Here is a 24,985-nt window from a genome sequence, read left to right on the forward strand (position 1 = left end):
CGCTATTCGCATTTAATCGTATACCCGGAAAAAGCCGACAAATGACACGTACGCTCGCTCGTGTCCGCCGTAGCCCGACGGAGCCAGGTGAGGGAAGGTTCGATGCGTCCGATTCGCAGTGTGGCCCAGCAAAGCACCGCCGCTGCCGGGCGGTGCAGAGCCTGATGCTCGTGTCGACGCACCGCCCCGGACGCGTGGTCGCGGCGGTCGCCCGTTTCCTGGATCTTCTCTGGTCCAGTGGCACGCGGGCCCGCAGGGCTGTACGAGGACTGGCGTCCGCTAGCCGGTTCGCCGCCCGGGGGGACAACTTCACCTTCGACCCGGACGGCGTCTACACCTACGAGACGATCGAGGTCGGCCGCAACGTCGACCTGGGTCACCGTCCGGTCATCATGGCTGCTCGATCCCGGATCCGTATAGGTGACAACGTCATGTTCGGGCCCGAGGTCACCATCCGCGGCGGCAACCACCGGATCGACCAGGTCGGCGCGCCCATGATCGCCGTTGGGAAGCGCCCCTCTGATGAGGCCCTCGATCGGGGGGTCACGATCGGCGACGACGTGTGGGTGGGCACCCGAGCCGTCATCCTGCACGGCGTGACGATCGGCCGGGGCGCGGTGATCGGGGCGGGCTCCGTGGTGACCCGTCCGGTGCCGCCGTACGCGGTGGCCGCCGGCAACCCGGCCCGACTGATCCGCCTGCGCTGGCCGGTAGAGACGATCATCTCTCACGAGCAGCAGCTCTATTCGCCCGAACAGCGGCTCACCCCGGCAGAGTTGGCGGCGTTGGCGGACCTCGCGGGGTCCGAGACACGGCCTACCTCAGCCGTAGCGGCCCGTCGCTGATCGTCGAGCCCGGCGCCTGGTCGACCGGCCACGCCGTCGATCGGTATTCTTGCGATGACGATGCGTGACAGTCGTTGAGGAAGGTCGTTGGACCGGATGACCAATCCACGGGGCCGTGAAGGCGGAACGAATGCGACTACTCATCACCGGTGGTGCCGGCTTCATCGGTTCCAACCTCGTCCGTGCCGCGACTCTGCATCGCACCGTCACCGACATTCGGATCCTCGATGATCTGGTAACGGGTCGGATGAGCAACCTCGACGGTCTCGACGTGGAGACGATCCCGGGTTCGATGCTCGACGACGAGGCACTGGACCGGGCGATGACCGACCGGGATGCGGTAGTGCACCTGGCGGCGCTGCCCAGCGTGCCGCGTTCGTTGCGCGATCCGATCGCCTCACACCACGCAAACGCCACCGGCACGCTTCGGGTGCTGGAAGCCGCTCGCCGGCACGACGTGGGCTACGTCGTCGTCGCGTCCTCCTCGTCGGTCTACGGCGCCAATCCGGTGCTGCCGAAGACCGAGCTGGCCTGGACCCGCCCGCTCAGTCCATACGCGGTGAGCAAACTGGCCACCGAGGCCTACGCCTTGGCGTACCAGGCATCCTTCGGTCTGCCCACCCTCGCCTTCCGATTCTTCAACGTGTACGGCCCGGCCCAGCGGCACGATCACGGCTACGCGGCTGTCATCCCCCGCTTCGTCGACGCGGCACTGCGCGGTGAGCCCATCGAGCTCCACGGAGATGGTCGGCAGTCGCGCGACTTCACCTACGTCGAAACGGTCTGTGCGGTGCTACTCGACGCGGTGGAGCGCTCGGTCTCCCATCCACAGCCGGTCAATCTCGCCTTCGGCGCTCGAGCGGAGTTGCTCACGGTGGTGTCCGAGCTGGAGCAGATCATCGGCCGTCCGATCGCGCGGCGCCACGTGGCGCCGCGCGGCGGGGACGTCCGACACTCCGAGGCCGACAACAGGCTGCTGCGCTCGCTCTTCCCGGACGTGGTGCCAACTCCCCGGATGAACGGATTGCGGGCGACCGTGGAGTGGTTCGAGACGCATGTGTTGAAGCAGCGGGCCTGATGGTCGATCGGCCTCCAGCGGTCGGGGCGGGTCCGTCCGTCCTGGTCGGCAAGGCCGGCGGCGCTTCCGCGGCAACCACGTCGGAGGCGCGGACCGCTACAGCGGGACCGGGATCACGTGACGGCGACCAGTCGGTGGCGCGGCGGTCCCGTGGTCGCGCGCTGGTCACCGGCATCGCCTCATCGCTGGCGGGCAAGGCCGTCGGCCTGGCCGCGCCACTGCTGATCACCCCAGTGGCCTTCCGCTATCTCGGCGCCGAGCGGTACGGCATGTGGATGGCGATCTCCTCATTGACCGCGATGGCGCTGTTTGCCGACTTCGGGCTCGGTAACGGCCTGCTCACGCGGCTTTCTCGGTTGTATGCCACCGGCGAAGGACGCGCGGCTGCCCGGGAGATAGCGAGTGCGTACGCCCTGCTCGGTACGTTGTCCGTGGCGCTACTACTGGTGTTGTTGGTGACCGTCCGGCTGGTCCCCTGGCCGACGTTACTGAACGTCGAGGACCCGGCGGTGGCCCGGGACGCCCGAGCGGTGGTGTTGCTCTGCTTCGGTGCCTTCCTGGTCAACATCCCGCTGGCCCTCATTCAGCGGGTGCAGTACGCCCACCAACAGGTCGCCCAAAGTAACCTCTGGCAAGCTGTTGGAAGTATTGCTTCCGCTGGCCTGGTGGTGACCGCCGTCGCCGCGCACGCCAGTCCGCCGTTGGTGATTGCGGCTGCGGTGCTCGCCGTGCCCTTGGTGAACCTCGCCAACTCAATCTGCTACTTCGGCTGGCAGGACCCCAGCCTTCGACCACGCGTCAGAGACGTGCGTGCTCCGGTAGCGCGTGGACTGCTCCGGTTGGGGGCCCGGTTCTTCGCGCTCTCCTTGTTGAGTTCCGTCGCCCTCAACATCGACGGCTTCCTGGTCGGCCGGGTGCTCGGCCTGCATGCGGCTGCGAACTACGCAGTGATACTGCGGATGTTCGCGGTGCTGGCCCTGTTCGTGACCCTGGTGAACCTGCCGCTGTGGCCGGCGAACGGCGAGGCGCTTGCTCGGGGAGATGTGGCCTGGGTGCGGCGCAGCACCAGACGGATGGCCTGCCTGTCTGCGGCGGCGGTAACTCTGCCTGCCCTGTGCCTTGTCCTGACCGGCAACGATATTTTGCGGATCTGGGTACGTTCGGACGACCTCGAACGGATGCCGGCTTCGCTGTTCGGCGCGCTTGCCGCGTGGTCGTTCCTCGTCGCTGTGGCGGCACCACTCTTCATGGTGCAGAACAGCGTCGGGCTGCTGAGGCCGCAGTTCGTCGGATGGGGAGCCTGCCTGGCCGTCGCCGTACCGCTGAAGATCTTTCTGGCGACGAGGGTGGGCCTGTCCGGTGTGGCGATCGCCGCGGCGATGTCGTACGGGATCACCGTGCTTCCAGCCGCCGTCGTCGGGTACCGCAGGGCACTGGCCGCCGTTCCAACGAACGAGTCAAGTCCTTTCCGGATGGAGCGTGATGACAAGTACACTCCGCGGCATCTTCGCCGCCCTGCGTGACCGACGAGCAGCGGCCCGCAATCCAGAAGAGTTTGCGCGTTCGATTGGCGTAAATCTGCGTGGACGAGTGCGTTTCTACGGCATCGACCGGAGCATGTTCGGTTCGGAGCCCTGGATGGTCACTCTGGGCGACAACGTTTATGTGACGGCAGGAGTTCAATTCGTCACCCATGACGGGGGCACCCTCATCCTGCGAAAGGAGCATCCCGATCTTGAGTGGACCGCGCCCATCAGTGTCGGCGACGACGTCTACATCGGCGTGCGGACGATCATCCTTCCCGGTGTGCGGATCGGTAATCGGTGCGTCATCGGGGCCGGCTCGGTGGTCACCCGTGACATCCCGGCTAACAGCGTGGCCGCAGGTGTGCCGGCCAGGGTGGTCCGCAGCATGGACGAGTACCTCGCGATGATGAAAGCCAAGTCGCTTGGTTGCGGTCACCTGCCGGCGCAGGAGAAGGCCGAAGTCATTCGCCAGATATACGGTGTTGCTGGGCTTGACGGGCTGCCTAACGGTCGGCGATAACGGCTTCGCGACCAGTCACGAAATTGCTCACCTCGGTGGCACGGAACTGGTAGTCGAATTTCCACGCTCCTTCACGGGACCGGCGACTCATCCACCGCCACTGCTCGTCATCCAGGGCCAGTGCGCGTTCGATCCCGTTCCGGACGTCGTCCGGCCCCGGTCCGCTGAGCACGATGCCCTCCCGGCCGTCGGTGATGTAACGAGCAAGGTCGCTGGTGTGGTTCAGGATTACGGGGCATCCGGCGGCCAGGCTTTCGGGCACCTTCGACGGGAAGCCGGCCTCGGCGTAACCTCCCCGAGGGCGAACCAGCACCGAGAAGTGCGCCGCGCCCAGCTCGGCGAGGATTCGGTAGCGCGGTACGCGGCCGAGGAAGGTGATCTGGTCGCCGAACTCCGCCACCGCGCCGCCCTCCAGGTCGGACAGGGAGGTTGCCTGTGCCCGCGTCATTCCGGCGATGGTCAGGTGCACCCGCTGACGGTCGGGCGGCGAGAGCCGGCGAATGCCCGCCAGGATCACGCCGAGTGGGTCCTTGGCACCGGCCGTACCGGCGTACAGCAGCCGAAGGCCGTCCCGAATAGGTGGTGGTGCGGGCGGCCCGTAGTCAGCGCAGTCGACCTGCGGAGGTACGACCAAGACCGGTTTGCCGCGCCGTGCGTAGTGGCGCTCAAGTGCCGTGGAGATGGCGATGATCCGGTCTGCCAGCCGGGCAGCCAGGAACGAGTGCCACCGATGCCGGATGAAATAGGGCGTCAGGCGCCCATGGCGGAACTGCGCGGAGTCGTGTCGTTCGACGACATCCACCGTCAGCGGGCATTGCAGTGTCGAGCGCAGCACCGCCCACGTGGTCAGATTCCACAGTCCTACCGGGAGATAGACGCCATGCAGGTCGCCCCGTCGTATGCCCGCTCGTCGCAGTGCCGCCAGCACTCGAAGGGCCCGGCCCTGCCGGTGCACCCACCGACGAATCTGGTTTCCCCCACCCCGCGAGAGCGTGATCAGTTGCAGGCCGGGTGGCAGTTGGGGAGCCGGATCGGGTCGGCTCCCATCGTTCGGCCAGTCGTTGACGACCAGGGTCGGAGTGCCCGGGGGGGTCGCGGAGCGAGCCAGCTGGAGCATCCGATTCGACATCGCATCACCGTGTGGGAACCGGAAGGCCGCGATGACCAACAGGCGGGGCGTGGTTGCGCCGGGGGGAGCGATGGGTTGAGCCTGAAACGCGACGGTCTCCTGTCTCTCCATGCCATCCATCCCTTTTTGAGGGTGTCCTAGGGCATTAGAGGCTAATGCCGGTGTTACTGTACGCACTCATATTGTTGCTGCGGATCAGGGCGCGCCGCCGGTACTCCGTAGGTCGACGTTGGGGTGCGAGCGTGAAGTCATCCAATCTGAGCATCGGCCAGAACGGCCCGAACCGGCCGCCAGTGCGATCCCGTCCCGTGGTCGTGCAGCATTCGGCAGGTAGGCCAGGAGCGAACGGCCCACTGACCGCAGTGGAGCGGGTGCTGGCCTCCCCGCTCGCCGAGCGGTACGAGTTCGTCCGGATGCACCAGGTCGGGGGCAACGGCGCTCTCAACACCTCCTTGCTGCGGGAGTGGATCCCGCTCCTGCGCAGGGTGCGTCCTGACGTCGTGCATGTGCGTGGACTACAGAACGAGGGCTTCCACGCAGTGCTGGCCGCCCGGATGGCGGGCTGTCCGCGCATCCTGGTGACGGTGCACGGCACCGTGCGCGATCTACGGCATGTCGGCCCCTCCTGGCGGCGCCGGCTGTTGGTTCACGGTGCCGAACCAGCCACTCTCCGGATGGCCAGTCATGTCGCCACCGTGTGCGAGTACGCGGCCGGCCGGGATTTCGTGCGTCAGCAGGCCGAAAAGTTCGTAGGCGTGATTCCCAACGGGGTGCCCGTGCCGGCCGATCCGAGCGCCGCCCGGAGTCGGGCGCGCGCCGCGCTCGGCATGGCCGAAGACGACGTGGTGATGATCACCGTGGCGCGTCTGACCTGGGACAAGGGCTTCAGGGTACTGGCGGACGCGCTGTGCCGGCTGCCTCCGCAGGTCGGTCGCCGGGTCCTGCTGATCGCCGGCGACGGGCCGGACCGGTCAGGAATCGCAGCCGCTCTGGCGCGGGTCGGTGGTACCGAGGTTCGACTGCTCGGCAACCGACTCGACGTGCCGGATCTGCTGTCGGCGGCGGATGTCTTCGTGTTCCCCACCCTGCACGAGAACCTGTCCAACGCCCTGTTGGAGGCGATGGCGCACGCCCTGCCCGTTGTGGCGTCCGCCGTCGGTGGCAACGTCGAGGTGCTGCGTTCCGGTGGTGGTCGACTGGTGCCGGCGGGGGACGCGGGCGAGTTGGCTGCGGCGCTGTGGCCCCTGCTTGCTGATGCTGGGGAGCGGCGGCACATGGGTCAGACGGGCTACAAGGTGGTGCACGACGGCTACAGCCTCCAGGTCATGCTCGGCGCACTCGACGGCGTCTACCGGCGAATGCTGGAAGGAGAGGCGTGACCTCCGAGTCATTTCCCCGGGTCCTGCTGCTGGGGTTCACAGTCGACGACGAACTGTTCAACACAGTCGTGGAGCGGGACGTGGTCATGCCCACCCAGACTCATACGTTCGCCTGGGGGCTGGTCAAGAGCATCCGTGCCGCGGGTTGCCCGGTGCATCTGGTGTCAGCGGCTCCTGCCTCGACCTTCCCTCGGAATCGCAAGATCTTGTTCCGCCCCGGGCGGTTCCAGCAGGACGGTGTGCAGGGCGACCTACTGGGCTTCGTCAATCTGCTCGGCGTCAAACACCTCACACGGTTCCTTTCCGCTGTGCGGTCGGGCCGACGTGCGCTGCGCCGGCAGGGGAGCGATGTACTGCTGATCCACGGCGTACACACGCCGTTCCTGTGGTTCGGCGTCCTGGCCGCGCGGCGACGGTGGGTGCGAGTGGTGCCCGTGCTGACGGATCCCCCAGGGGTCGCCCTTCCCACCGACGGTCGAATCGTGCGCGGGCTGCGCCGCCTGGATCGTGCGCTGGTGCGCTCGGCGCTGCGTCGATCTTCCGGTGTCGTGGTCCTCACCGCGGCGCTTGCCGATGACTTCGCACCCTCGGTGCCTCGTCTGGTCATGGAGGGCATTTTCAACCCGCCTTCCGTCGACCCGTCCACATCGACCGCGATCGGGTCCGTCGACGCGGCCAGCGAGGCGTCGCCGAGCAGTGCAAAGATCGGTCCCACTCGTGCCCTGGTGTACGCCGGAGGCCTCACACGGGCCTATGGGGTCGATCGGCTGGTTGAGGCGTTCCGTGGCTTGACGGCGCCCGACCTGCGCCTGTTCCTGTTCGGACGGGGCGAGTTGGAGGATTGGCTGGAGACGCAGGCGAAGTCGGACCCCAGGGTCGTTCCTCCCGAACTGCTCAACCGCGACGCGTTGGTCAAGCGGCTCGCCCGCGCGGCGCTCCTGGTGAACCCGCGGCCGGTCGGCCAGTCGTTCGTACGCTACTCGTTTCCATCCAAGATCATTGAGTACCTCTCCACCGGGGTTCCGGTGGTGACCACGAGGCTGCCTGGCATTCCCCCCGACTATGAGCGGTACCTTCTCTTCGCTGACTCGGACACTGTCGAGGGTCTGCGTGAAGCGATGTTGCGCGCCCTCGCCCTGCCTCCCGAGGCGAGCCGGGCACTCGGCGCCGCCGGGGCCGCCTTCGTGCGGGAGACGCGCGGGCCTGCGGCCCAGGGACAACGAATTCGGTCCTTCCTGGCCGGGTTGACGACCATCTCACCCGACCAGGATGACGTGCGGGCGCAGCAGCGCAAGCTACCGCGGCATGAGGTAGGGCGGCGCTGAACCGTTACGTGTCCGGCGGTGCAGCGCCGACCCAAGGTAGAGGACCAGCAGCGTGGCGAGACCGATAACCGCCGGCCGGGACATGCCGATCTGATTGTTCGCCGGTATGTACGCGACGAGCAGGCACATCTGGACGAAGATCAGCGTCGGCAGGATCCGGCCCGAGAGGTTCACCTCACGCCAGAGCCGGGCGAAGAACCAACCCAGGAGGCCCATGAAGAGCACCGTGCCCGGGAAGGTGAGGTCCGACGCGAGCCACGGATAGAGCGTCGACCAGTACAAGCCTGCCGGCCAACCGGTCCGTTCCTCGGTGCGTGCCGGATAGGCCGGGTGGCGGTCGGTGTCGATGTCCAGGTACTGACTCGCGTACGAGGTGACCGCCGGAGTGCTACCCAGGCCGTATGACCACGCGAAGGGCGTCTCAAGGTTGTACGCGAGGCCGAGGTAACCGTGGGTGGGATAAATGACGATTGCGGCCACACCGGTGGCGAGATGCTCACCGACAACCCGCTCCACAGTCGGATTGGCTCGCACGCGGTCGTGTGTCCCAAACTGCTCTGTCCGATCGGCCTGGCTACTGATCATGTACGAGCAGAAGAGCACGACGACCAACGCGACCATCACCTTCGCGCCCCGGTGCGTCGCCTTTCGGCGGGTAAGGTCGCGATCACGTGAGGACACGATGAGCAACCCGGCCGCAATCATCAGCACGAAGTCGCCCAGGCCTTTGAGCGTGCCGATGTAGAGGAAGAAAAGACTGTAGACCGCCATGCCGGTGAGCCCGACGAGCCGCAGGCCACTCGACAGACGTCGCCAGTACACAACAAGCAGCGGTACGAGCGCGGTACCCAGCGCACCGAGCAGGGTCAGCAACTGGATGGCCGGATTCGTCCGCCCGCTGTCCTGCTGCGCCTGGTAGACGAGGAACTTGTTGACGTACGCCGCAGCCGGGTCCTGCAGGCTGGCGAGGATGCTGCCCGGGCTGGTTGCGCCGTACTCCAGGAGGAGGCTCAGACCAAGGGCGACGTAGTAGACACCGCTGGCGAGAACGAGCCGGCGAACCCTTCGGACGTCGGTGGACCGCGGCGCACCGACCTGCGGGCCAGGTTCCCGGCGATAGATCTGCACGGCGTAGCCGACGGCGAACGCACCGGTGGCGGCGAACACGAACAGGCAGAGCTGGCCCGGGTTCGGGACCTGTTCCGCCATGGCACCCGTCCAGAAGACGCCGAAGGTGCCGAGCATCCAGGCGCCAGCCAGTAGCAGTGGCAGCCAGGCCCTGAGCGCACGGTGGAAGGGAGCCGGACGGCGATCGACCGCTCGCGGTGACGTCGGCTGGGGCGCGAGTCGACGTGCGTGGAGGCCTGGTGTTGTCATCGTCATCCGACCGGTGCTCCCGCATCAATGCCTGCTCCGCCGGGCGACTCCCGGTGGTGGTCGTTCCGCTCGTCCCCGCCACACGGACCGTTTGCCGCGCGCCGTCGCGGGCAACGTGGCCACTTCTCCTGGCGTTGACTTCACGCCTTGGGCGGGACCGGGCCAAGCTGGCCGCAGCTTGTTATAGCAAGGATCGATGGGGGGATTTGCGTGTTTCCTGAAACGACTCCGACGGAATGACCAGTCGGAGGGTTCAACAGTGGACCGCCCTGTACGAAGCCCCACGCTGCGGGGCTTCGTACCCGTTTCACCGTTTCCGGAGTGTCTTCGGCTCGTTGCCCGAGTTGTGACAGCCGCCCCGTGACCGAACGTGCGGCTGCCGCGATCCGCCCAGACGAGACGGGGAGCAAACAGTGACTTTCTCGACCACCGGACGCCGCGTGCTGATCACCGGCGGTACGGGTTCCTTCGGCCAGACCATGGTGCGCCGGCTCCTCGACCGTGGAGCCGGGGAGGTCCGGGTGCTGAGCCGGGACGAGGCCAAGCAGGACGGCATGCGTCGGCTGCTCGGTGACGAGCGGGTTCGCTACTACGTCGGGGACGTTCGCGACTACGACTCGGTGCTCAAGGCCAGCCGGGGCATCGACTACGTGTTCCACGCCGCCGCCCTCAAGCAGGTGCCGTCCTGTGAGTTCTTCCCGTTGGAGGCCGTCCGGACCAACGTGCTGGGCAGCGCCAACGTCATCGAGGCCGCCGAGCGCAACGGCGTCGGATCGGTCGTGGTGCTCAGCACCGACAAGGCCGTCTACCCGGTGAACGCGATGGGCATGAGCAAGGCGCTGATGGAGAAGGTGGCCCAGGCGCACGCCCGGAACAACCCGAACAGCGCCACCACGGTCTCCTGCGTCCGGTACGGCAATGTCATGTACTCGCGTGGGTCGGTGATCCCGCTCTTCATCGAGCAGATCAAGGCTGGCCGGGCGCCCACCGTGACCGACGCGGGGATGACCCGGTTCCTGATGTCGCTCGCCGACTCGGTCGAGCTGGTCGAGCATGCCTTCCACCACGCGCGGCCCGGCGACATTTTCATCCGCAAGGCCGCCGCCTGCACCGTCGGCGACCTGGCCGAAGCGGTGTGCCACCTCTTCGACGTGCCCGCCAAGCTCGACGTGATCGGTGTGCGGCACGGGGAGAAGCAGGCCGAGACACTGGCCAGCAGGGAGGAGCTCGCCCAGGCCGAGGACTTCGGCGACTTCCTCCGGGTGCCGCTCGACGCCCGTGATCTCAACTACGCGCTCTACGTCTCCGAGGGCGACCTCGGTGGCGGGCCGACCGAGGACTTCAACTCGGCGAACGCGCCGCAACTCGGCGTACCCGAGATCATCAAGTTGCTGAAGGGTTTGCCCGAGGTACGCGCCGAGCTGGCGCTGCGGGACCCGGTGTTGGCGTGCTGAGGTTCGCCGTCACCGGTGCCGGGGGCTTCCTCGGCTGGCACGTCCGGGTGCTGCTGCGCGCTCTGGGTTGGCCGGAACCGGTCGTGGTGACCCGCGACGACCTCACCGATCCCGGCGTGGTCGCGGCGAAGGTGGCCGGGGTCGACCGGGTGCTGCACCTGGCCGGCGTCAACCGGGGTGAGCCAGCCGATGTCGCCGCCGGCAACGTGCAGCTCGCCGCGCAACTCGCCGAGGGTTTCAGGCACTGCGCGAACCCGCCGGCGCGGGTGGTCTACGCCAACTCGGTGCAGGCCGGCAACGGCACCCCGTACGGCGACGCCAAGGCCACCGCTGCGCGGGTCCTGGCCGGCACTGGCATCGACCTCGACGACGTGTTGCTGCCGAATCTCTACGGCGAGCACGGCCGTCCCTACTACAACTCGGCGGCGGCGACGTTCTGCCGGGTGCTCGCCGAGGGCGGCCGGCCGGAGGTGCACGCCGATCGTGAGCTGAGCCTCGTGCACGTCACCGACGCGGCTGCCCGGCTCATCGGCGTTGCCGCCGGCGGGTCGTGGGATCCGGCCATGCCGCCGCTGCGGATCGGTGTGCAGGGGTTGGCCAGCCGGCTCGCGGCCATGGCCGCGACGTACCGGACCGGGGAGATCCCGTCGTTGCTCGACCGGCACGATGTGCGCCTGTTCAACACCTACCGGTCGCACTGCTTCCCGGCGCACTACCCGCTCGCGCTGCCGCGCCGGGCCGACGCCCGCGGTGAGCTGGTCGAGACGGTCAAGGCGCACGGCGGCGCCGGGCAGACGTTCTGCTCCACCACCCGCCCCGGCATCACCCGTGGTGAGCACTTCCACCTGGCGAAGGTGGAGCGGTTCGTGGTGCTGCGCGGGACGGCCGAGATCAGTCTGCGCCGGGTCGATGATGCCGAGGTATTGCGGTTCGCGGTCACCGGCGACGAGCCGGTGCTCGTGGACATGCCCACCATGTGGGTGCACAAGCTGGTCAACACCGGCTCGGACGAGCTGCTGACGATGTTCTGGACCAACGAGCTGTTCGACCCGGACCGGCCGGACACCTGGCCCGAGCCGGTGGAGGCGACGCGGACAGCGCCGGTGGCGGTCGGCGCGTGAAGGTTGGTCTGATCAGCCAGTGGTACCCCCCGGAGGGAGCGTTCATCCCCGGGAACCTCGCGCACGGGCTCGCCGAGCGCGGACATCAGGTGCGGGTGCTCACCACCTTCCCGAGCTATCCGCACGGCCGCGTGTATCCCGGCTGGCGGCAGCGGTGGGGGCATCGGGAGACCGACGGATCGGTGGCGGTCCGGCGGGTCCCGGCCTACCCGAGTCACGACGCCTCCGCGCTCCGGCGGGCGGTGAGCCACCTCTCCTTCGGTGCCAGCAGCGCGCTGGCCGGGGTGCGGTGGCTCGCCGACGTCGACGTCACGTACGTCTACCACCCGCCGCCCACGGCCGCCGCCGCCGCGGCACTGCTGCGCGCTACCCGGCGGACACCGGTCGTGCTGCACGTACAGGACCTGTGGCCGGATTCGGTGACGCATTCCGGCATGGCACCCACCGGCCGGGTCGGTCGCACGCTGGAGCGGGCCGTCGGGGCGCTGATGCGGGGGACGTACCGGTTGGCCGACACGATCGTGGTGATCTCGCCGACCATGGCCGAGCAGGTCGTGGCCCGTGGCGCCGACCCGGACCGGATTCGGGTGGTCTGGAACTGGACCGACGACGCGCTGTTCCGTCCGGTGCCGGTCACCGCCGAGGCCCGTGCGGTGCTGGGTCATCGGGGGCGTTGCACCGTGATGTTCGCCGGCAACCTGGGGCTGTTGCAGGGCCTCGACACCGCCATCCGTGCGGCGGCCGCCGCCCGGGACCGGATGGACCTGGTGCTGGTCGGTTCCGGTGCGGGCGAGGACGCTGCCCGTCGGCTCGCGGCCGACCTGGGCGCCGACAACGTGCGGTTCATCGGTCGACACCCGCCGGAGAAGATGGCGGAGCTGTCCGCGGCGGCGGACTGGCAACTGGTGTGCCTGCGTGACCTGCCCGCCCTGCGGGCCGCCGTCCCGTCGAAGCTGCAGGCCGCGTTGGCCTGCGGGGTGCCGGTGATCGCCGCGGCGGGTGGCGACACCGCGGCCCTCGTCCAGTCGGCCGAGTTCGGTCTCGTCTGCCCGCCGGAGGACTGGCCGACGCTCGCCGACAGGTTCGTGACGGCGGCCGCCGTGCCCGCCGACGTTCGACGCGACATGGGTCGTCGGGCCCGACACGTCTACCAGGAGCGGATGTCGCTGCGGGTGGGCGTCGACCAGTTCGAGGACATCCTGACCAAGGTCGCTGCGCAGAGAGGACGGGCATGACCAGGATCATGACGGTGGTCGGCACTCGACCGGAGATCATCCGGCTGTCCCGGGTGCTCGCCCGGCTCGACGACACGGTGGACCACGTCCTGGTCCACACCGGGCAGAACTGGGACCCGACGCTGTCCGAGGTGTTCTTCACCGAGCTGCGGCTGCGCCAGCCGGACCGGTTCCTGGAGGTCGACACCTCCTCGCTCGGCCGGGTCCTCGGCGGCGTGCTGGTCGGCATGGAGCAGGCGATCGCCGAGCTGCGCCCGGACGCGCTGCTGGTGCTCGGCGACACCAACAGCTGCATCGCCGCGCTGATGGCGCGGCGCATGCGCGTGCCGGTCTACCACATGGAGGCCGGAAACCGCTGCTTCGACCTGAACGTTCCGGAGGAGACCAACCGCCGGCTGGTCGACCACGTTGCGGACTTCAACCTGGTGTACACCGAACACGCCCGGCGCAACCTGCTCGCCGAGGGTCTGCACCCGCGCCGGATCCTGCACACTGGCTCACCGATGCGCGAGGTGCTGGAGCACTACCGGGCGCCGATCGCCAGCTCGAGAATCCTGAGCCGGTTGGAGCTTGACCGGGGCGGCTACTTCCTGGTCAGCGCACACCGTGAGGAGAACGTGGACCGCCCCGACCGGCTCCGCAAGCTGCTGGACTGCCTGGTCGCGGTACGCGACCGCTGGAGCCTCCCGGTGCTGGTCTCCACCCACCCGCGCACCCGTAAACGGCTGGAGGCGCTGGCCCCGGACGCCACCGCGTTGGACGGCATCGCCTTCCACGAGCCGTTCGGTCTGCTCGACTACGTGCACCTGCAGACCAGGGCGTACTGCACCCTGTCCGACAGCGGGACGATCAGCGAGGAGTCCGCCATCCTCGGCTTTCCCGCGGTGACACTGCGCGAGTCGATCGAACGCCCGGAGGCACTCGACGCGGGCGGCATCATCATGACCGGCCTCGACCCGCAGGGCGTGGTCGAGGCCGTCGAGGTGACCGTCGCCCAGGTCGCCGCGCAGGGCGTGCCCTGCCCGGTCGACTACCGGGTGCCGGACACCTCCCGGCGGGTCGTCGACTTCATCCTCTCCACCGTCCGCCGGCACCACGACTGGGCGGGCATCCGCCGCTGAACGTCGACGACAAACGGGGCCGGCCACCGCGAACTGCGGTGGCCGGCCCTCCGGTCGTTCGTCAGTGCGACTGCAGCGGTACGCCCAGCGGGCCGTTCACCACCGGACCGGTCGGCTGGGTGCAGAGCAGAGCGAGCTGCTCGACGACCTTCGCCGGCTCGGCGTACGGGTCCAGCCCGCTCACCTCCATCGGGTCCAGCGCCGGCACCGCCACGTGCGACACCAGCGGATGGAACGGCCGGGCGTCGATCTCGCCGGCGCCGAGCAGGTCCTCATGGAGTTTCTCGCCCGGGCGCAGCCCGGTGTAGACGATCGGGACGTTGCTAGCCGCGTGCTCGGCCATCTGCCGGGCCAGGTCGGCGATCCGCACCGGCTCGCCCATGTCCAGCACCAGAGCCTCCCCGTCCTGGCCGATCTCCGCGGCCTGGAGCACCAGGTGGACGGCCTCCTGGACGGTCATCAGGTAGCGGGTCACCTCCGGGTGGGTGACCGTCAGGGGCTTCCCGGCCTCGATCTGCCGTTGGAACGCCGTCACCACCGAGCCGCGGCTACTCAACACGTTGCCGAACCGGACGCTGAGGAACGTCCCCGGAAAGCGCGACGCGGCGTGCGCGGTCAGCAGTTCGGTGATCCGCTTGGAGTAGCCGAGGGCGCTGATCGGGTTGGCCGCCTTGTCCGTGGAGATGTTCACGAACTTGGCCACGTCCTGGCAGGCGTCCAGCACCGACAGGGTGCCCCAGACGTTCGTCTTGACCGCCTCACCGGGGTGCCGCTGGAGCAGGGTCAGGTGCTTGAGCGCCGCCGCGTGGAAGATGACGTCCGGGCGGCGTTCTCGGATGATCCGGCGGATGCCCTCGTCGTCGCGCAGGTCGGCGAGGATCAGGTCCGGGCCGTCGAGCAGGGCACGCCCGGCCAGCGACATCTGGAGGCTGTGCAGGGCCGACTCGTCGCGGTCCAGCATCATCATCTCGCCCGGGTCGGCCTTCATGACCTGTCGGCAGAGCTCCGAGCCGATCGAGCCGCCGGCGCCGGTGATCAGAACCCGCAGGCCGGTCAGGCTGTTGGTGCTCAGCGGCAGGTCCGCGACGACCTGGCGGCGTCCGAGCAGGTCACTGATCTGCACGTCGCGGACGTCGGTGACGGTGATCCGGTGGTCCACCAGGTCCCGTACGGGCGGCAGCACCTTGAAGGCGGCGCCCGTCTCGAGGGTCGCCTCGCGGATCTGACGGATGAGGGCGGCGTCGGCGTTGGCGACCGAGAAGATCACGGTGCTGGCGCCGGAGCGGCGGACGGCGCTGCCGACGTCGTTCCGACCGCCCAGCACCCGTACGCCGCCCACGCGCAGGTTGTGCTTCTCCGGATCGTCGTCGAGCGCGCCGACCGGCAGGTACCGTCCGCGTGGGTCGCCGAGCATCGCCCGCAGCAGCCCCTGACCGGCGTCGCCCATGCCGAACAGCAGCACCGGTGTCGCCGACCGGACGTCGGGGCGCATGGCGAGATCGTGGCGGTGCCGGTACGCGAACCGTGCGGCGAGCATGAACAGCATGGCTAGGGCACCACCGATGAGTGGGGTGCTGGCGGGTACCGGTCGGTCGGCGAGCAGCAGCAGGCTCACCGTCACGAGGCTCGCGGTCGTGATCGCCGTACCGGCCACGCCCTGCACCTCCTGCAGGCTCCCGATGGGGTGCCGGCCCGAGCGGAGCCGCCGCAGCGGCACCAACGCGGCGTGCAGGACCGCCGTGAAGGCGCCGAGGGTCACCGCCCGGATCAGTTGGTTCTCGGTGAGGGCGAACTCATAGCGCGCCCAGGTGGCCACCAGGGCCCCAATAATCCAGGCCGCACCGTCCGTGCCGAGGAGCGCAGCGGTCCGAGGCACCGCTCTCCGTCGTGCTCCGACCTTTTCCGCGCATCGTTCTTTTCCGATGTGCCACGGCATGTATGTTCCTCGTCCCAATCGTTCGGCCGCCAGCACGGGCGGCGGCACTTTCGCACCTTGTGTAGTGATACCTCCTATTTGCTGATCAGTGGTCTGTTTCGCGTTTCGCCCCGCTGGTCGGTTCGTTCAGACCTGGCGGTCGACGGGACGGGACATCCGGGCGAAGTGGGCGAAGCCACCGGTCGTCCCGGCCCCGGAAACGGTGCGAATCCGGTAGCAGCGGGTGGCCGGAACGACCTCGGTCAGTGCGGCGGCGAGACCCGGGCCGGTGACCTCCGCGGGCAGACGCAGGGCCGCGCCGACGACACGGACGCTCGTCGCGCCGGCCTCCGACCTGACTCGAAGATCACCGAAGCCGTACGCCGAGTGGTGCGCCACGAACGACGGCCAGTCCAGCAGGCGGACGTGGGGATTGGGAGCGGACCCGTCGGGGGTGACCTCGGTCCACTGTGCGTACGTCTCGTCGGCGAAGCCGCGACGCTCGTAGAGGCGACGCGCCCCCGGGTTCCGCACCGACACGTCCAGAGCGAGCTCGGTGCACCCGAGCCGACGGGCCAGGTCGCACCCGTCGTCGAGCAGCAGCCCGCCCCATCCCCGCCCCCGCTGGTCGGCGGCGACCGCGATCCCGTTGAGGAAGAGTCGCCCGCCCAGAACCCGCCAGTCGGCGACCGCACGTACCCCGGACGAGTCGCGGACGCAGCGGAGCATCACCGTTCGAAGGCTGCGGGGCGGGCTGACGGCGGCGGCGAGGTAGGCGGAAAAGTTGGCCGCGTGAACCGGCGTCAAGCCCGCGCACTCGGCGGGTATGGACTGGCGGAGCAGCTCCACGATGCCGTCGAGGTGCGGATCGGTCGGCTCGTCAACGGTGACGATGGCGGTCCGCGTCACCAGGACGGTCACGTCAGCATCCGCTCCCGGTCGAGGTCCAGCATCTGCGCCGACGGGTCCTTGGCGACGCCGGCGCCGGTGAGGACCGTACGGATGGTGCGGGCGATGATCTGCAGCTCCAGCCAGAGCGACCAGTTCGTGACGTAGACGACGTCCAGCTCGAGCCGCTCGTTCCAGGCCAGCCCGTTGCGCCCGTGGATCTGCGCCAGACCGGTGATCCCCGGTGGCACCTCGAACCGCAGTCGCTCGCGGTCGGTGTACCACGGGTCGTAGCGCGGCAGCAGTGGGCGCGGACCGACCAGGCTGAGCTCACCCTTCAGCACGTTGACCAACTGGGGAAGCTCGTCGATGCTCGCCCGCCGCAGCAGCAGACCGATGCCCTTGCATCGCTGTCCGTCCGGCAGGAGCACACCGTCCGCGTCGCGTTCGTCGGTCATCGTCCGCAGCTTGTAGACCGTGAAGGGGCGGCCCGCCCGGCCGGTCCGTTGCTGGCTGAACACGACCGGTTTGCCCAGTCGCAGACGGATCAGGATCGCGGCCACCGCCAGCACCGGGGACAGCAGGACCAGGACGGTCAGGCTGACGACGATGTCGATAAGCCGTTTGATCCGGCGTTGGGTGTCGGCGCTCATGTGACACCCGCCCGGTATGCGGGGAAGTAACCGCTGGACGCCAGGTCCTCGGTCGACCTGCCCAGTTGTTTCGCCCGGGCGGCGACCAACTCCCGGTACCGCTCGGGGGCGATCACCGCCGCGCCCGTCCAGAACGGGGTACGGGCACCCCCGAAGGAGCGCTTGAACTGGAAGAGCCCGTCCTCGGCACGGACGCCGCCACCGAGGTGGACCAGCCGGCACCCCTGCTGCGTGGCCCACTCCAGGATGCTCCAGACCAGCAGGTTGTTGGCGCCGTCGCGGGCGGCCAGCGGATCGGACCCGGCCAGGTGGTAGTGGGCCCGGTCCCGGTGCCGCAGCACGAGGGCGGCGGCCACCACGCTGGCGTCCGGGTCGCGGACCTCGGCGATGCACAGCGCCTTGTCCAGCCCGGCGGCCAGTTGGCGGTAGTAGCGGTCGGGGAACAGATACCAGAGCTGGCTGCCCAGCCGAGCCATGGTGGACTCGTAGAGCCGACGGAACGGGGCGCCGGGCAACAGGTCCTCCTGCTCGACGGGCCGGACGGTGCTGGTCAGGCCCTTGCTGCGGGCCTTGCGGATGGCGGTACGGGACCGCCCCTGCATGCCGTCCCACACCTGATCCGGTCCCTGCGACACGTCGACGGTGACGGTGTCCGCCCGGCGGGTCAACGCGACGGTCCCGAGCCCCCGCACCGCCTCGACCGAGGCGGCATCCAGCGGCGAGAAGCGGAGGAAGAGCGCGACGACAGCGGACTCGCGCCAGTGGGCGACGGCACGGGACCAGAAACGGGCCAGGTCCGCCGGGGTGCACGCGGCGTCGACATGCAGGCCGGAGTAGCCGTACGGGCTGGTGGCGTCGGCGTCGGTGTCGCCTACCGGCCGCAGTACGTGCGGCAGCATCAGCCGGTCGGCCTCGTGGATGGTCTGCCAGTTGCCCGAGTCGGTCTCGGCGGCGGCCCGGCCGTAGCCGGCGGTGAAGTAGACGTCGGGACAGGCGACGTCGAGGGCAGCGTGGGACCCGGGTCCGGTCACCGTGAATCCGTCGCTCACCGGCTGCACAGGAATTCGCCGATGGCCTGACGGACCCGCTCGCCGGCGTGGTCGCTCATCCCGGAGCCGCTGGGCAGGGTGAGGCCGTTGGCGAAGAGCCGCTCCGCGGCTCCGGTGAGCACCGCCTCCGCCCCGGCGTGCACCGGCTGCAGGTGCATCGGCTTCCACACCGGACGCGTCTCGATGTCCTGCGCGGCGAGGTGGGCGGCCAGCTCGGCGGGCCACCACCCGGACGCCTCCGGCTCCACCACAATCGTGGTCAGCCAGCAGTTGGCGCCCGGATCACCGTCGGCGAGCAGCCGGACCCCGGGCACGGCGGCGAAGAGCTTGGCGTACTGGTCGCGTAACTCGCGGCGACGGCGGATCATGCCGTCCAGCCGACAAAGCTGCGCCCGCCCGATCGCCGCCAACACGTTGCTCAGCCGGTAGTTGTAGCCGATTTCCGTGTGTTCGTAGTGGGCGACGGGTTGCCGCGCCTGGGTCGCCAGGTAGCGGGCACGGGCTGCGAGTTCGGCGTCGTCGGTGAGCAGCATGCCACCGCCCGACGTGGTCATGATCTTGTTGCCGTTGAAGGACAGCACGCCGGCCCGGCCGAACGATCCGGCGGCCCGGCCGGAGCGGGTGGCGCCGAGGGACTCGGCGGCGTCCTCGATGACCGGATGACCGGCCCGCGCGCAGATGGGCAGCAGACGCTCGTAGTCGGCGCAGACGCCGAACATGTCCACCGGCAGGACCGCCGCGACCCGTCGGCCCTCGGTGTCGAGCCGTTCCAGCAGCGGCTCGAGCAGGTCCACGTCGATGTTGCCGGTCGTCGGATCGCAGTCGACGAAGATCGGCTCGGCGCCGGTGTAGACGGCCGCGTTGGCGGTGGCCGCGAAGGTCAGGGTCGGCATGACGACGACCTGCCCGGGGCCGGCGCCGACCGCCAGCAGCGCCAGGTGCAGCGCGGCCGTCCCGGAACTGGTGGCCACCGCGTACGCCGTGCCGATCCGTTCGGCCAGCTCGGCTTCGAAGGCGTCGACGTCCGGCCCCAGTGGCGCGACCCAGCCGGAGCGGATGGCCGCCAGGGCGTACGCCTCCTCGAGCGGGCCGACGTCGGGCGGAGAGAGGTGAACCTTGCTCATGCTCGGATGACTCCCGCTGTCGCCGGGTCAAACTGACAAACCGGTTGTACCACCAGGATCACTCCTGTACGTGCTTCTTGGTACTTTCGAGTGAATTTAAGGAGATATCGCTCTTCCGGGCGCTGGTCCTGTAGAGGGGCCCTCGCGTCTTGCCCCGGCAATGGCGGTTAAATGCTGCCTGTCGTGCCCACTGGTGGGCTTAACGCGCGAAGGGAGCTGCGGGTGCTGCACCTGAGGGTGATCGCTCCGGTGGACCGGTCTTCGGAGGTGGTCGACCTACTGGCCGCTGAGGCGGGGGTGACCCATCTGGCCGTGCTGCCCGGTGCGGCCCGGCAACCGCAGGGCGACCTGATCCTGTGCGACGTGGTCCGCGAGAGCGCCGACCGCGTTCTGCGGAGCCTGCAGCAGCTCGGGGTGGAGGCGCGCGGCGGTATCGCCGCTGAGGACGTCGAGCTGACCATCTCCGCGTCGGCCGACCGGGCCGCGGAAGAGGCTCCGGGCAGTGGCGCCGACGCGGTGGTCTGGGACGAGATCGCGGCGAAGACCGGCGAACAGACCGAACTGTCCGGCACCTACCTGGTGTTGATCGTCGTGGCCACCATGATCGCCGGTATCGGTGTGCTGTTGGACCAGCCGATCCTCATCGTCGGGGCGATGGTGGTCGGACCGGAGTTCGGCCCGCTCGCCGCGCTCTGTGTGGCGCTGTGGCGCCGCCGACTCGACGTGATCGGCAGGTCCGTGCAGGCACTCGCCGTCGGCTTCCTGGCGGCCATGGTGGCGACCGTGCTGAGCACCTGGGCGCTGAACGCCGCCGGTCTGGTGACCAAGGAGATGCTGCTCGCCGACCGACCGCTCACCGACTTCATCTGGCGGCCGGACGCGCTGTCCTGGGTGGTGGGCCTGCTCGCCGGCGTTGCCGGCATGCTCTCCCTGACGTCGAAGAAGTCGGGCAGCCTGGTCGGGGTGCTCATCTCGGTGACCACGGTGCCGGCCGCGGCGAACGTGGCCGTGGCGGTTGCCTACGGAGTGTGGGACGAGGCGGGCGGCTCGGCACTCCAGCTCGTGATCAACCTGGGTGCGATCGTCGTCGCCGGACTGCTCACGCTCCTGGTGCAGCAGGCCTGGTGGTGGAATCTGGCTCGCCGGACCCGGCGTCGAGCAGCCGGGTGAGCAGGGTGCGCAACGGAATGGACTCGCCGTCGCGGCCACCCGCCCCGATGACCAGCGGTGCCGGGCTGGCCTGCGGGTCGGCGCCGAACAGTCGGGCCCGCAGACCGCCCGGCACGGTCAGCAGGTGGAACCGGCCGTCCACGTCCACCGCCCGCGTCTCGGCCCGGTCGACGTACCAGCCCTTCAGCCGGGTGCGGTAGCGTCCGCGCCCGTCGTAGCCTCGCGCGACCAGCCGGGTTGTCCGCAGGCCGCGCCGGGTCGCCTCGGCCACGAACCAGGCCACCAGCTCCGCCGCCTGCGCCTGCTCGACAGCCCGCTGCCGGGCAGCCGCGTAGGCGTGCGCCCGCACCGCCTGCCGCTGCTGATCCCGCCACTCCCGGCCGTCCCGCTCACTCACGACTTCGACGGTACGCGAGCCGACTCAGTCGAGTACGGCCCGGAGAGTGTGCTGGGCGATGCCGGCCATCACCGGGTTCGTCTCGATGTAGTACGGCAGCGCGTTGATCGCCTGGACCAGGGCCCACCCGCGCCCCCGCTCCCACATCGCGTCGTCCACGCCGAGCGCCCGCCGGTACGTCTCCCGCGCCTCGGCGTCCAGCAGGTTCCATGCCGGCATCAGGTCCACCGCCGGATCACCCACGTTGACCGTTTCCAGGTCGATGACCGCGGCCAACCGGCCGTCGCGGACCAGCAGGTTGCCCGGCATCAGGTCGGCGTGGACCCACACGGCGGCGTCGTGCCCGGGGGTGTCCCGACAGCGGTCCCACACCTCGGCCAGCCGGCCGGTGTCGGTCAAGCCGCCACTGAGGGCGAGTGCCGACCGGACTCCGGCGTCCTGGGCAACCAGCGGGCCACCCCGGCCGAACCCGGGCCAGGCCCGACCGCCGGTGTCGATGCCGCGCAGGGCGGTCACGACGCCGGCGAGATCGCGGGCGAAGGTGTCCGGGTCGCCGATCCGGTCGAGCTGGGCGGTCTCCCCGGGGATGAACCGGTACGCCGTCCACGGCCCCGCATACCCCGCACCCGGCTCGCCGAGGCCAAGCGGCTCGGGCACCGCGACCGGCAGATGCGCGGTGAGCAGCTCGGCGTACTCCTGCTCCCGCCGCAGTTCGGCGTGCAGCTCGGGATCCGTCGGTAGCAGCGGAAACCGCAGCACGATCTCCGTGCCGAGCCGGAACAGGGCGTTCACGGTGCCGGTCGAGGCGAGCGGGCGCACCGGCAACGCCCGCCACTGCGGAAACTGCTCGGCCACCAGCGCGGCGACCACGTTCGCGCTGACGTCCACCTGGTCGGTATGCATCCGCATCGCGAGATCATTACCCAGAGCCCCATCGGCACGCGAGCCGATTTTCCCACCCGCTGCCGACCTCCCGCCGCAGCCTGACGCGGTCGCGGACGTGGTTGGGATGGCTGGCTGGCGGTGGGGGCTGAAGGCGCTTCGGTGGTCGGCCTTGCCCCACTCATGGGGCAGCTCGACAGCGCCGCAGAAGGGCCCGCCGAGTCGGTCATCGCGCGTCCGGGGCCCGGGAGGCGCCAAGGATGACCGCCCCTCAGGGGGATCCCCGGCGCCTCCTCGCGCCACCTGACGGATCAGGCCAATCCGGCTCGGCGCAGGGCCTCCGCCATTGCGTCGTTGGCGGGCGCGGGCGCGCCCTGCCGCTGCTGCCCGCCCCGTCCGCCGCGACCGCCGGACCCACCCTGACCGCCGGACCCGCCCTGGCCACCGGAACCGCCCTGGCCGCCGCTGCGACCGCCGGAACCGCCCCGACCGGCGGACCCGCCACGACCGTCTTGCCCACCGCGTCCGCCCTGCGGTCCGCGCTGCGCCGGGCCGCCGCGCCCCTCCTGGTTCGTCCGACCACCACCACCGGTGGCGGCCGGCTCGTCCTCCAAGCGCAGGGTCAGCGAGATGCGCTTACGCGGTACGTCCACGTCGAGCACCCTGACCTTGACGACGTCCCCGGACTTGACCACCTCGCGGGGGTCCTTCACGAAGGTGCGGGACATCGCCGAGACGTGCACCAGACCGTCCTGATGCACGCCGACATCGACGAACGCGCCGAACGCGGCCACGTTGGTGACGACACCCTCGAGCACCATGCCCGGAACCAGATCACTGATCTTCTCCACCCCCTCGACGAAGGTGGCGGTGCGGAACTCCGGGCGAGGATCACGGCCCGGCTTCTCCAACTCGGCGAGGATGTCGGTGACGGTGGGCAGGCCGAACCGGTCGTCGACGAAGTCGGTGGCCCGCAGCCCGCGCAGGATCCCACTCTTACCGATCACCGAGCGCAGGTCCTGCCCTGTGCTGGTGAGGATCCGGCGCACCACCGGGTAGGCCTCGGGGTGCACGCTGGAGGAATCCAACGGGTCGTCGCCGTCGGGGATGCGCAGGAAGCCGGCGCACTGCTCGAATGCCTTCGGCCCGAGCCGCGCCACCTTCTTCAACTCGGTACGCGACCGGAACGGCCCGTTGGCATCCCGGTGCAACACGATGTTCTCGGCCAGCCCTGCGCCGATCCCGGAGACCCGGGTCAGCAGCGGCGCGGAGGCGGTGTTGACGTCGACTCCGACCGCGTTGACGCAGTCCTCCACGACCGCGTCCAGCGACCGGGACAGCTTCACCTCGGAAAGGTCGTGCTGGTACTGCCCGACCCCGATCGATCGCGGGTCGATCTTGACCAGCTCGGCGAGCGGGTCCTGGAGCCGCCGGGCGATGGAGACCGCGCCGCGCAGCGACACGTCCATCCCGGGCAGTTCCTGCGAGGCGTACGCGGAGGCGGAGTAGACCGACGCCCCGGCCTCGGAGACCATCACCTTGGTCAGGTTGAGCTGCGGGTGTCGCGCGATCAGGTCACCGGCCAGCTTGTCGGTCTCCCGCGAGGCGGTGCCGTTGCCGATCGCGATCAGCTCCACCCCGTGGGCTCCGGCCAACCGGGCCAGGGTCTCGACCGACGCGTCCCACTGCCGGCGCGGCTCGTGCGGGTAGATGGTGTCGGTGGCGAGCACCTTGCCGGTGGCGTCCACCACGGCCACCTTCACGCCGGTCCGCAGGCCCGGGTCCAGCCCCATCGTCGGCCGGGTGCCGGCCGGTGCGGCCAGCAGCAGGTCACGCAGGTTGGTGGCGAAGACGCGTACCGCCTCCTCCTCGGCCGCCTGCCACAACCGCATCCGCAGGTCCGCGCCGAGGTGGATGAGAATCCGGGTACGCCACGCCCAGCGGACCGTATCGGCCAGCCAACGGTCGGCCGGACGACCCGCGTCGGACACCCCGAACCGGCCGGCGATGGCCGCCTCGTACCGGCTGGGACCGGTGGGCACGGCGTCGGCCTCGCCAGCCTCCTCCGGCTCCATGGTCAGGTCGAGCACGCCCTCCTTCTCGCCCCGGAACATGGCCAGGATCCGGTGCGAGGGCAGCTTCGGGTACGGCTCGGAGAAGTCGAAGTAGTCGGCGAACTTGGCGCCGGCGGTCTCCTGACCGTCGCGTACCCGGGAAACCAGACGCCCCCGCGACCACATCTGCTCGCGCAGCGTGCCGATCAGGTCGGCGTCCTCCGCGAAGGTCTCGATCAGGATCGCCCGCGCGCCTTCCAGCGCGGCCGCGGCGTCGGCGACACCCTTCTCGGCGTCCACGAAGCCGGCGGCAATGGCCCGCGGGTCCTGGCTGGGGTCGGCCAGCAGCGTCTCGGCCAACGGCGCCAACCCGGCCTCGCGGGCGATCTGCGCACGCGTCCGCCGCTTCGGCTTGTACGGCAGGTAGATGTCCTCCAGCCGGGACTTCGAGTCGGCGGCCATGATCTGCGCTTCCAGAGCCTCGTCCAACTTGCCCTGGCCGCGGATCGACTCCAGCACCGCGGCTCGCCGTTCGTCCAACTCGCGCAGATAGCGCAGCCGCTCCTCCAGCGTGCGCAGCTGGGTGTCGTCGAGCAGGCCGGTGGCCTCCTTGCGGTAACGGGCGATGAACGGCACGGTGGCGCCGCCGTCGAGCAGCTCCACGGCCGCCCGCACCTGACGCTCGGCCACGCCGAGCTCGTCGGCGATCCGCTGATGAACAGACTGGGTCACGATCTCGATCC

The 24,985-nt window shown here is 69.6% G+C and carries 21 protein-coding genes; 11 read left to right on the forward strand and 10 right to left on the reverse strand.

All coding sequences use genetic code 11. The features are described 5' to 3' along the window. Nucleotides 1-164 precede the first annotated feature (164 nt). From JOD64_RS33560 to JOD64_RS24220, 4 genes are all read left to right on the forward strand, one after another. On the forward strand, nucleotides 165-845 hold the full coding sequence (locus JOD64_RS33560) for an acyltransferase (protein WP_204944325.1): 681 nt from the start codon (nucleotides 165-167) through the stop codon (nucleotides 843-845). A gap of 130 nt (nucleotides 846-975) precedes the next feature. Continuing rightward, entirely contained in the window at nucleotides 976-1,923 is a 948-nt protein-coding gene (locus JOD64_RS24210) for an NAD-dependent epimerase/dehydratase family protein (protein WP_204944327.1), read from the forward strand. Between the two features lie 134 nt (nucleotides 1,924-2,057). Continuing rightward, nucleotides 2,058-3,446 (forward strand): lipopolysaccharide biosynthesis protein, encoded by a 1,389-nt coding sequence (locus tag JOD64_RS24215; protein WP_204944329.1) that lies wholly within the window; start codon nucleotides 2,058-2,060, stop codon nucleotides 3,444-3,446. After that, the gene (locus tag JOD64_RS24220) at nucleotides 3,406-3,969 is read left to right on the forward strand and encodes a DapH/DapD/GlmU-related protein (protein WP_204944330.1); all 564 of its coding nucleotides are present in this window, start codon (nucleotides 3,406-3,408) and stop codon (nucleotides 3,967-3,969) included. Before JOD64_RS24215 ends, JOD64_RS24220 begins: the two co-directional genes overlap by 41 nt. Here JOD64_RS24220 and JOD64_RS24225 read toward each other — a convergent pair. Then, nucleotides 3,953-5,098 carry a glycosyltransferase gene (locus tag JOD64_RS24225; protein WP_204944331.1) on the reverse strand — a complete coding sequence of 382 codons (1,146 nt, stop codon included), beginning with the start codon at nucleotides 5,096-5,098 and terminating at the stop codon, nucleotides 3,953-3,955. The genes JOD64_RS24220 and JOD64_RS24225 overlap by 17 nt on opposite strands. A gap of 242 nt (nucleotides 5,099-5,340) precedes the next feature. Here JOD64_RS24225 and JOD64_RS24230 point away from each other — a divergent pair, with 242 nt between their 5' ends. Continuing rightward, on the forward strand, nucleotides 5,341-6,477 hold the full coding sequence (locus JOD64_RS24230) for a glycosyltransferase family 4 protein (RefSeq protein WP_204944332.1): 1,137 nt from the start codon (nucleotides 5,341-5,343) through the stop codon (nucleotides 6,475-6,477). An 86-nt stretch (nucleotides 6,478-6,563) separates the two neighbouring features. Next, a complete protein-coding gene (locus tag JOD64_RS24235; RefSeq protein WP_239561634.1) occupies nucleotides 6,564-7,802 on the forward strand; it encodes a glycosyltransferase in 1,239 nt (412 codons plus the stop codon). Here the strand turns inward: JOD64_RS24235 and JOD64_RS24240 are convergent. Further along, nucleotides 7,773-9,047 carry a hypothetical protein gene (locus JOD64_RS24240; RefSeq protein ID WP_204944334.1) on the reverse strand — a complete coding sequence of 425 codons (1,275 nt, stop codon included), beginning with the start codon at nucleotides 9,045-9,047 and terminating at the stop codon, nucleotides 7,773-7,775. The two genes, JOD64_RS24235 and JOD64_RS24240, sit on opposite strands and share 30 nt — an antisense overlap. Before the next feature lie 545 nt (nucleotides 9,048-9,592). Here JOD64_RS24240 and JOD64_RS24245 point away from each other — a divergent pair. Genes JOD64_RS24245 through wecB form a run of 4 tightly spaced genes read left to right on the forward strand, consistent with a single transcriptional unit; the run spans nucleotide 9,593 to nucleotide 14,110 of the window. Beyond that, on the forward strand, nucleotides 9,593-10,633 hold the full coding sequence (locus JOD64_RS24245) for an SDR family NAD(P)-dependent oxidoreductase (RefSeq protein ID WP_204944335.1): 1,041 nt from the start codon (nucleotides 9,593-9,595) through the stop codon (nucleotides 10,631-10,633). Beyond that, a complete protein-coding gene (locus JOD64_RS24250; RefSeq protein WP_204944336.1) occupies nucleotides 10,627-11,754 on the forward strand; it encodes a polysaccharide biosynthesis C-terminal domain-containing protein in 1,128 nt (375 codons plus the stop codon). Before JOD64_RS24245 ends, JOD64_RS24250 begins: the two co-directional genes overlap by 7 nt. Then, the gene (locus JOD64_RS24255; RefSeq protein ID WP_204944337.1) at nucleotides 11,751-12,989 is read left to right on the forward strand and encodes a glycosyltransferase family 4 protein; all 1,239 of its coding nucleotides are present in this window, start codon (nucleotides 11,751-11,753) and stop codon (nucleotides 12,987-12,989) included. The genes JOD64_RS24250 and JOD64_RS24255 overlap by 4 nt, the downstream gene beginning before the upstream one ends. Next, nucleotides 12,986-14,110 (forward strand): non-hydrolyzing UDP-N-acetylglucosamine 2-epimerase, encoded by a 1,125-nt coding sequence (gene wecB, locus JOD64_RS24260; protein WP_204944338.1) that lies wholly within the window; start codon nucleotides 12,986-12,988, stop codon nucleotides 14,108-14,110. Before JOD64_RS24255 ends, wecB begins: the two co-directional genes overlap by 4 nt. Nucleotides 14,111-14,171: 61 nt before the next feature. On the opposite strand, the gene JOD64_RS24265 is transcribed toward wecB, so the two are convergent. The 5 genes from JOD64_RS24265 to JOD64_RS24285 form a co-directional block, all read right to left on the reverse strand. Continuing rightward, the gene (locus JOD64_RS24265) at nucleotides 14,172-16,046 is read right to left on the reverse strand and encodes a polysaccharide biosynthesis protein (protein ID WP_204944339.1); all 1,875 of its coding nucleotides are present in this window, start codon (nucleotides 16,044-16,046) and stop codon (nucleotides 14,172-14,174) included. Nucleotides 16,047-16,172: 126 nt separating this feature from the next. After that, on the reverse strand, nucleotides 16,173-16,946 hold the full coding sequence (locus tag JOD64_RS24270; RefSeq protein ID WP_204944340.1) for a GNAT family N-acetyltransferase: 774 nt from the start codon (nucleotides 16,944-16,946) through the stop codon (nucleotides 16,173-16,175). After that, on the reverse strand, nucleotides 16,943-17,566 hold the full coding sequence (locus JOD64_RS24275; RefSeq protein WP_204944341.1) for a sugar transferase: 624 nt from the start codon (nucleotides 17,564-17,566) through the stop codon (nucleotides 16,943-16,945). Before JOD64_RS24275 ends, JOD64_RS24270 begins: the two co-directional genes overlap by 4 nt. Further along, nucleotides 17,563-18,597 (reverse strand): GNAT family N-acetyltransferase, encoded by a 1,035-nt coding sequence (locus JOD64_RS33840; RefSeq protein WP_204944342.1) that lies wholly within the window; start codon nucleotides 18,595-18,597, stop codon nucleotides 17,563-17,565. Before JOD64_RS33840 ends, JOD64_RS24275 begins: the two co-directional genes overlap by 4 nt. 14 nt (nucleotides 18,598-18,611) lie before the next feature. Then, nucleotides 18,612-19,739 carry a DegT/DnrJ/EryC1/StrS family aminotransferase gene (locus JOD64_RS24285; RefSeq protein WP_204944343.1) on the reverse strand — a complete coding sequence of 376 codons (1,128 nt, stop codon included), beginning with the start codon at nucleotides 19,737-19,739 and terminating at the stop codon, nucleotides 18,612-18,614. Nucleotides 19,740-19,961: 222 nt separating this feature from the next. On the opposite strand from JOD64_RS24285, the gene JOD64_RS24290 reads away from it, so the two are divergent. After that, a complete protein-coding gene (locus JOD64_RS24290) occupies nucleotides 19,962-20,909 on the forward strand; it encodes a DUF389 domain-containing protein (protein WP_204944344.1) in 948 nt (315 codons plus the stop codon). On the opposite strand, the gene JOD64_RS24295 is transcribed toward JOD64_RS24290, so the two are convergent. The 3 genes from JOD64_RS24295 to JOD64_RS24305 all read right to left on the reverse strand — a co-directional run bounded on the left by JOD64_RS24295 (nucleotide 20,839) and on the right by JOD64_RS24305 (nucleotide 24,974). Then, nucleotides 20,839-21,306 carry a hypothetical protein gene (locus JOD64_RS24295; RefSeq protein ID WP_204944345.1) on the reverse strand — a complete coding sequence of 156 codons (468 nt, stop codon included), beginning with the start codon at nucleotides 21,304-21,306 and terminating at the stop codon, nucleotides 20,839-20,841. The genes JOD64_RS24290 and JOD64_RS24295 overlap by 71 nt on opposite strands. A 24-nt stretch (nucleotides 21,307-21,330) precedes the next feature. Then, nucleotides 21,331-22,215: an aminoglycoside phosphotransferase family protein gene (locus JOD64_RS24300; protein ID WP_239559637.1), complete on the reverse strand. Its 885-nt coding sequence runs from the start codon at nucleotides 22,213-22,215 to the stop codon at nucleotides 21,331-21,333. A gap of 284 nt (nucleotides 22,216-22,499) precedes the next feature. After that, on the reverse strand, nucleotides 22,500-24,974 hold the full coding sequence (locus tag JOD64_RS24305; RefSeq protein WP_204944346.1) for a Tex family protein: 2,475 nt from the start codon (nucleotides 24,972-24,974) through the stop codon (nucleotides 22,500-22,502). Between the last annotated feature and the right edge of the window lie 11 nt (nucleotides 24,975-24,985).

The sequence above is a fragment of the Micromonospora luteifusca genome, from assembly GCF_016907275.1.
Taxonomy (GTDB): Bacteria; Actinomycetota; Actinomycetes; order Mycobacteriales; family Micromonosporaceae; genus Micromonospora; species Micromonospora luteifusca.

What these genes read in the sequence shown, in the direction of transcription:
- JOD64_RS33560 (WP_204944325.1), top strand. Translation starts at nt 165, where the DNA reads ATGCTCGTGTCGACGCACCGCCCCGGACGCGTGGTCGCGGCGGTCGCC.
- JOD64_RS24210 (WP_204944327.1), top strand. Translation starts at nt 976, where the DNA reads ATGCGACTACTCATCACCGGTGGTGCCGGCTTCATCGGTTCCAACCTC.
- JOD64_RS24220 (WP_204944330.1), top strand. Translation starts at nt 3,406, where the DNA reads ATGACAAGTACACTCCGCGGCATCTTCGCCGCCCTGCGTGACCGACGA.
- JOD64_RS24225 (WP_204944331.1), bottom strand. Translation starts at nt 5,098, where the DNA reads ATGTCGAATCGGATGCTCCAGCTGGCTCGCTCCGCGACCCCCCCGGGC.
- JOD64_RS24235 (WP_239561634.1), top strand. Translation starts at nt 6,564, where the DNA reads ATGCCCACCCAGACTCATACGTTCGCCTGGGGGCTGGTCAAGAGCATC.
- JOD64_RS24240 (WP_204944334.1), bottom strand. Translation starts at nt 9,047, where the DNA reads ATGCTCGGCACCTTCGGCGTCTTCTGGACGGGTGCCATGGCGGAACAG.
- wecB (WP_204944338.1), top strand. Translation starts at nt 12,986, where the DNA reads ATGACCAGGATCATGACGGTGGTCGGCACTCGACCGGAGATCATCCGG.
- JOD64_RS24265 (WP_204944339.1), bottom strand. Translation starts at nt 16,046, where the DNA reads ATGCCGTGGCACATCGGAAAAGAACGATGCGCGGAAAAGGTCGGAGCA.
- JOD64_RS24275 (WP_204944341.1), bottom strand. Translation starts at nt 17,566, where the DNA reads ATGAGCGCCGACACCCAACGCCGGATCAAACGGCTTATCGACATCGTC.
- JOD64_RS24285 (WP_204944343.1), bottom strand. Translation starts at nt 19,739, where the DNA reads ATGAGCAAGGTTCACCTCTCTCCGCCCGACGTCGGCCCGCTCGAGGAG.
- JOD64_RS24300 (WP_239559637.1), bottom strand. Translation starts at nt 22,215, where the DNA reads ATGCGGATGCATACCGACCAGGTGGACGTCAGCGCGAACGTGGTCGCC.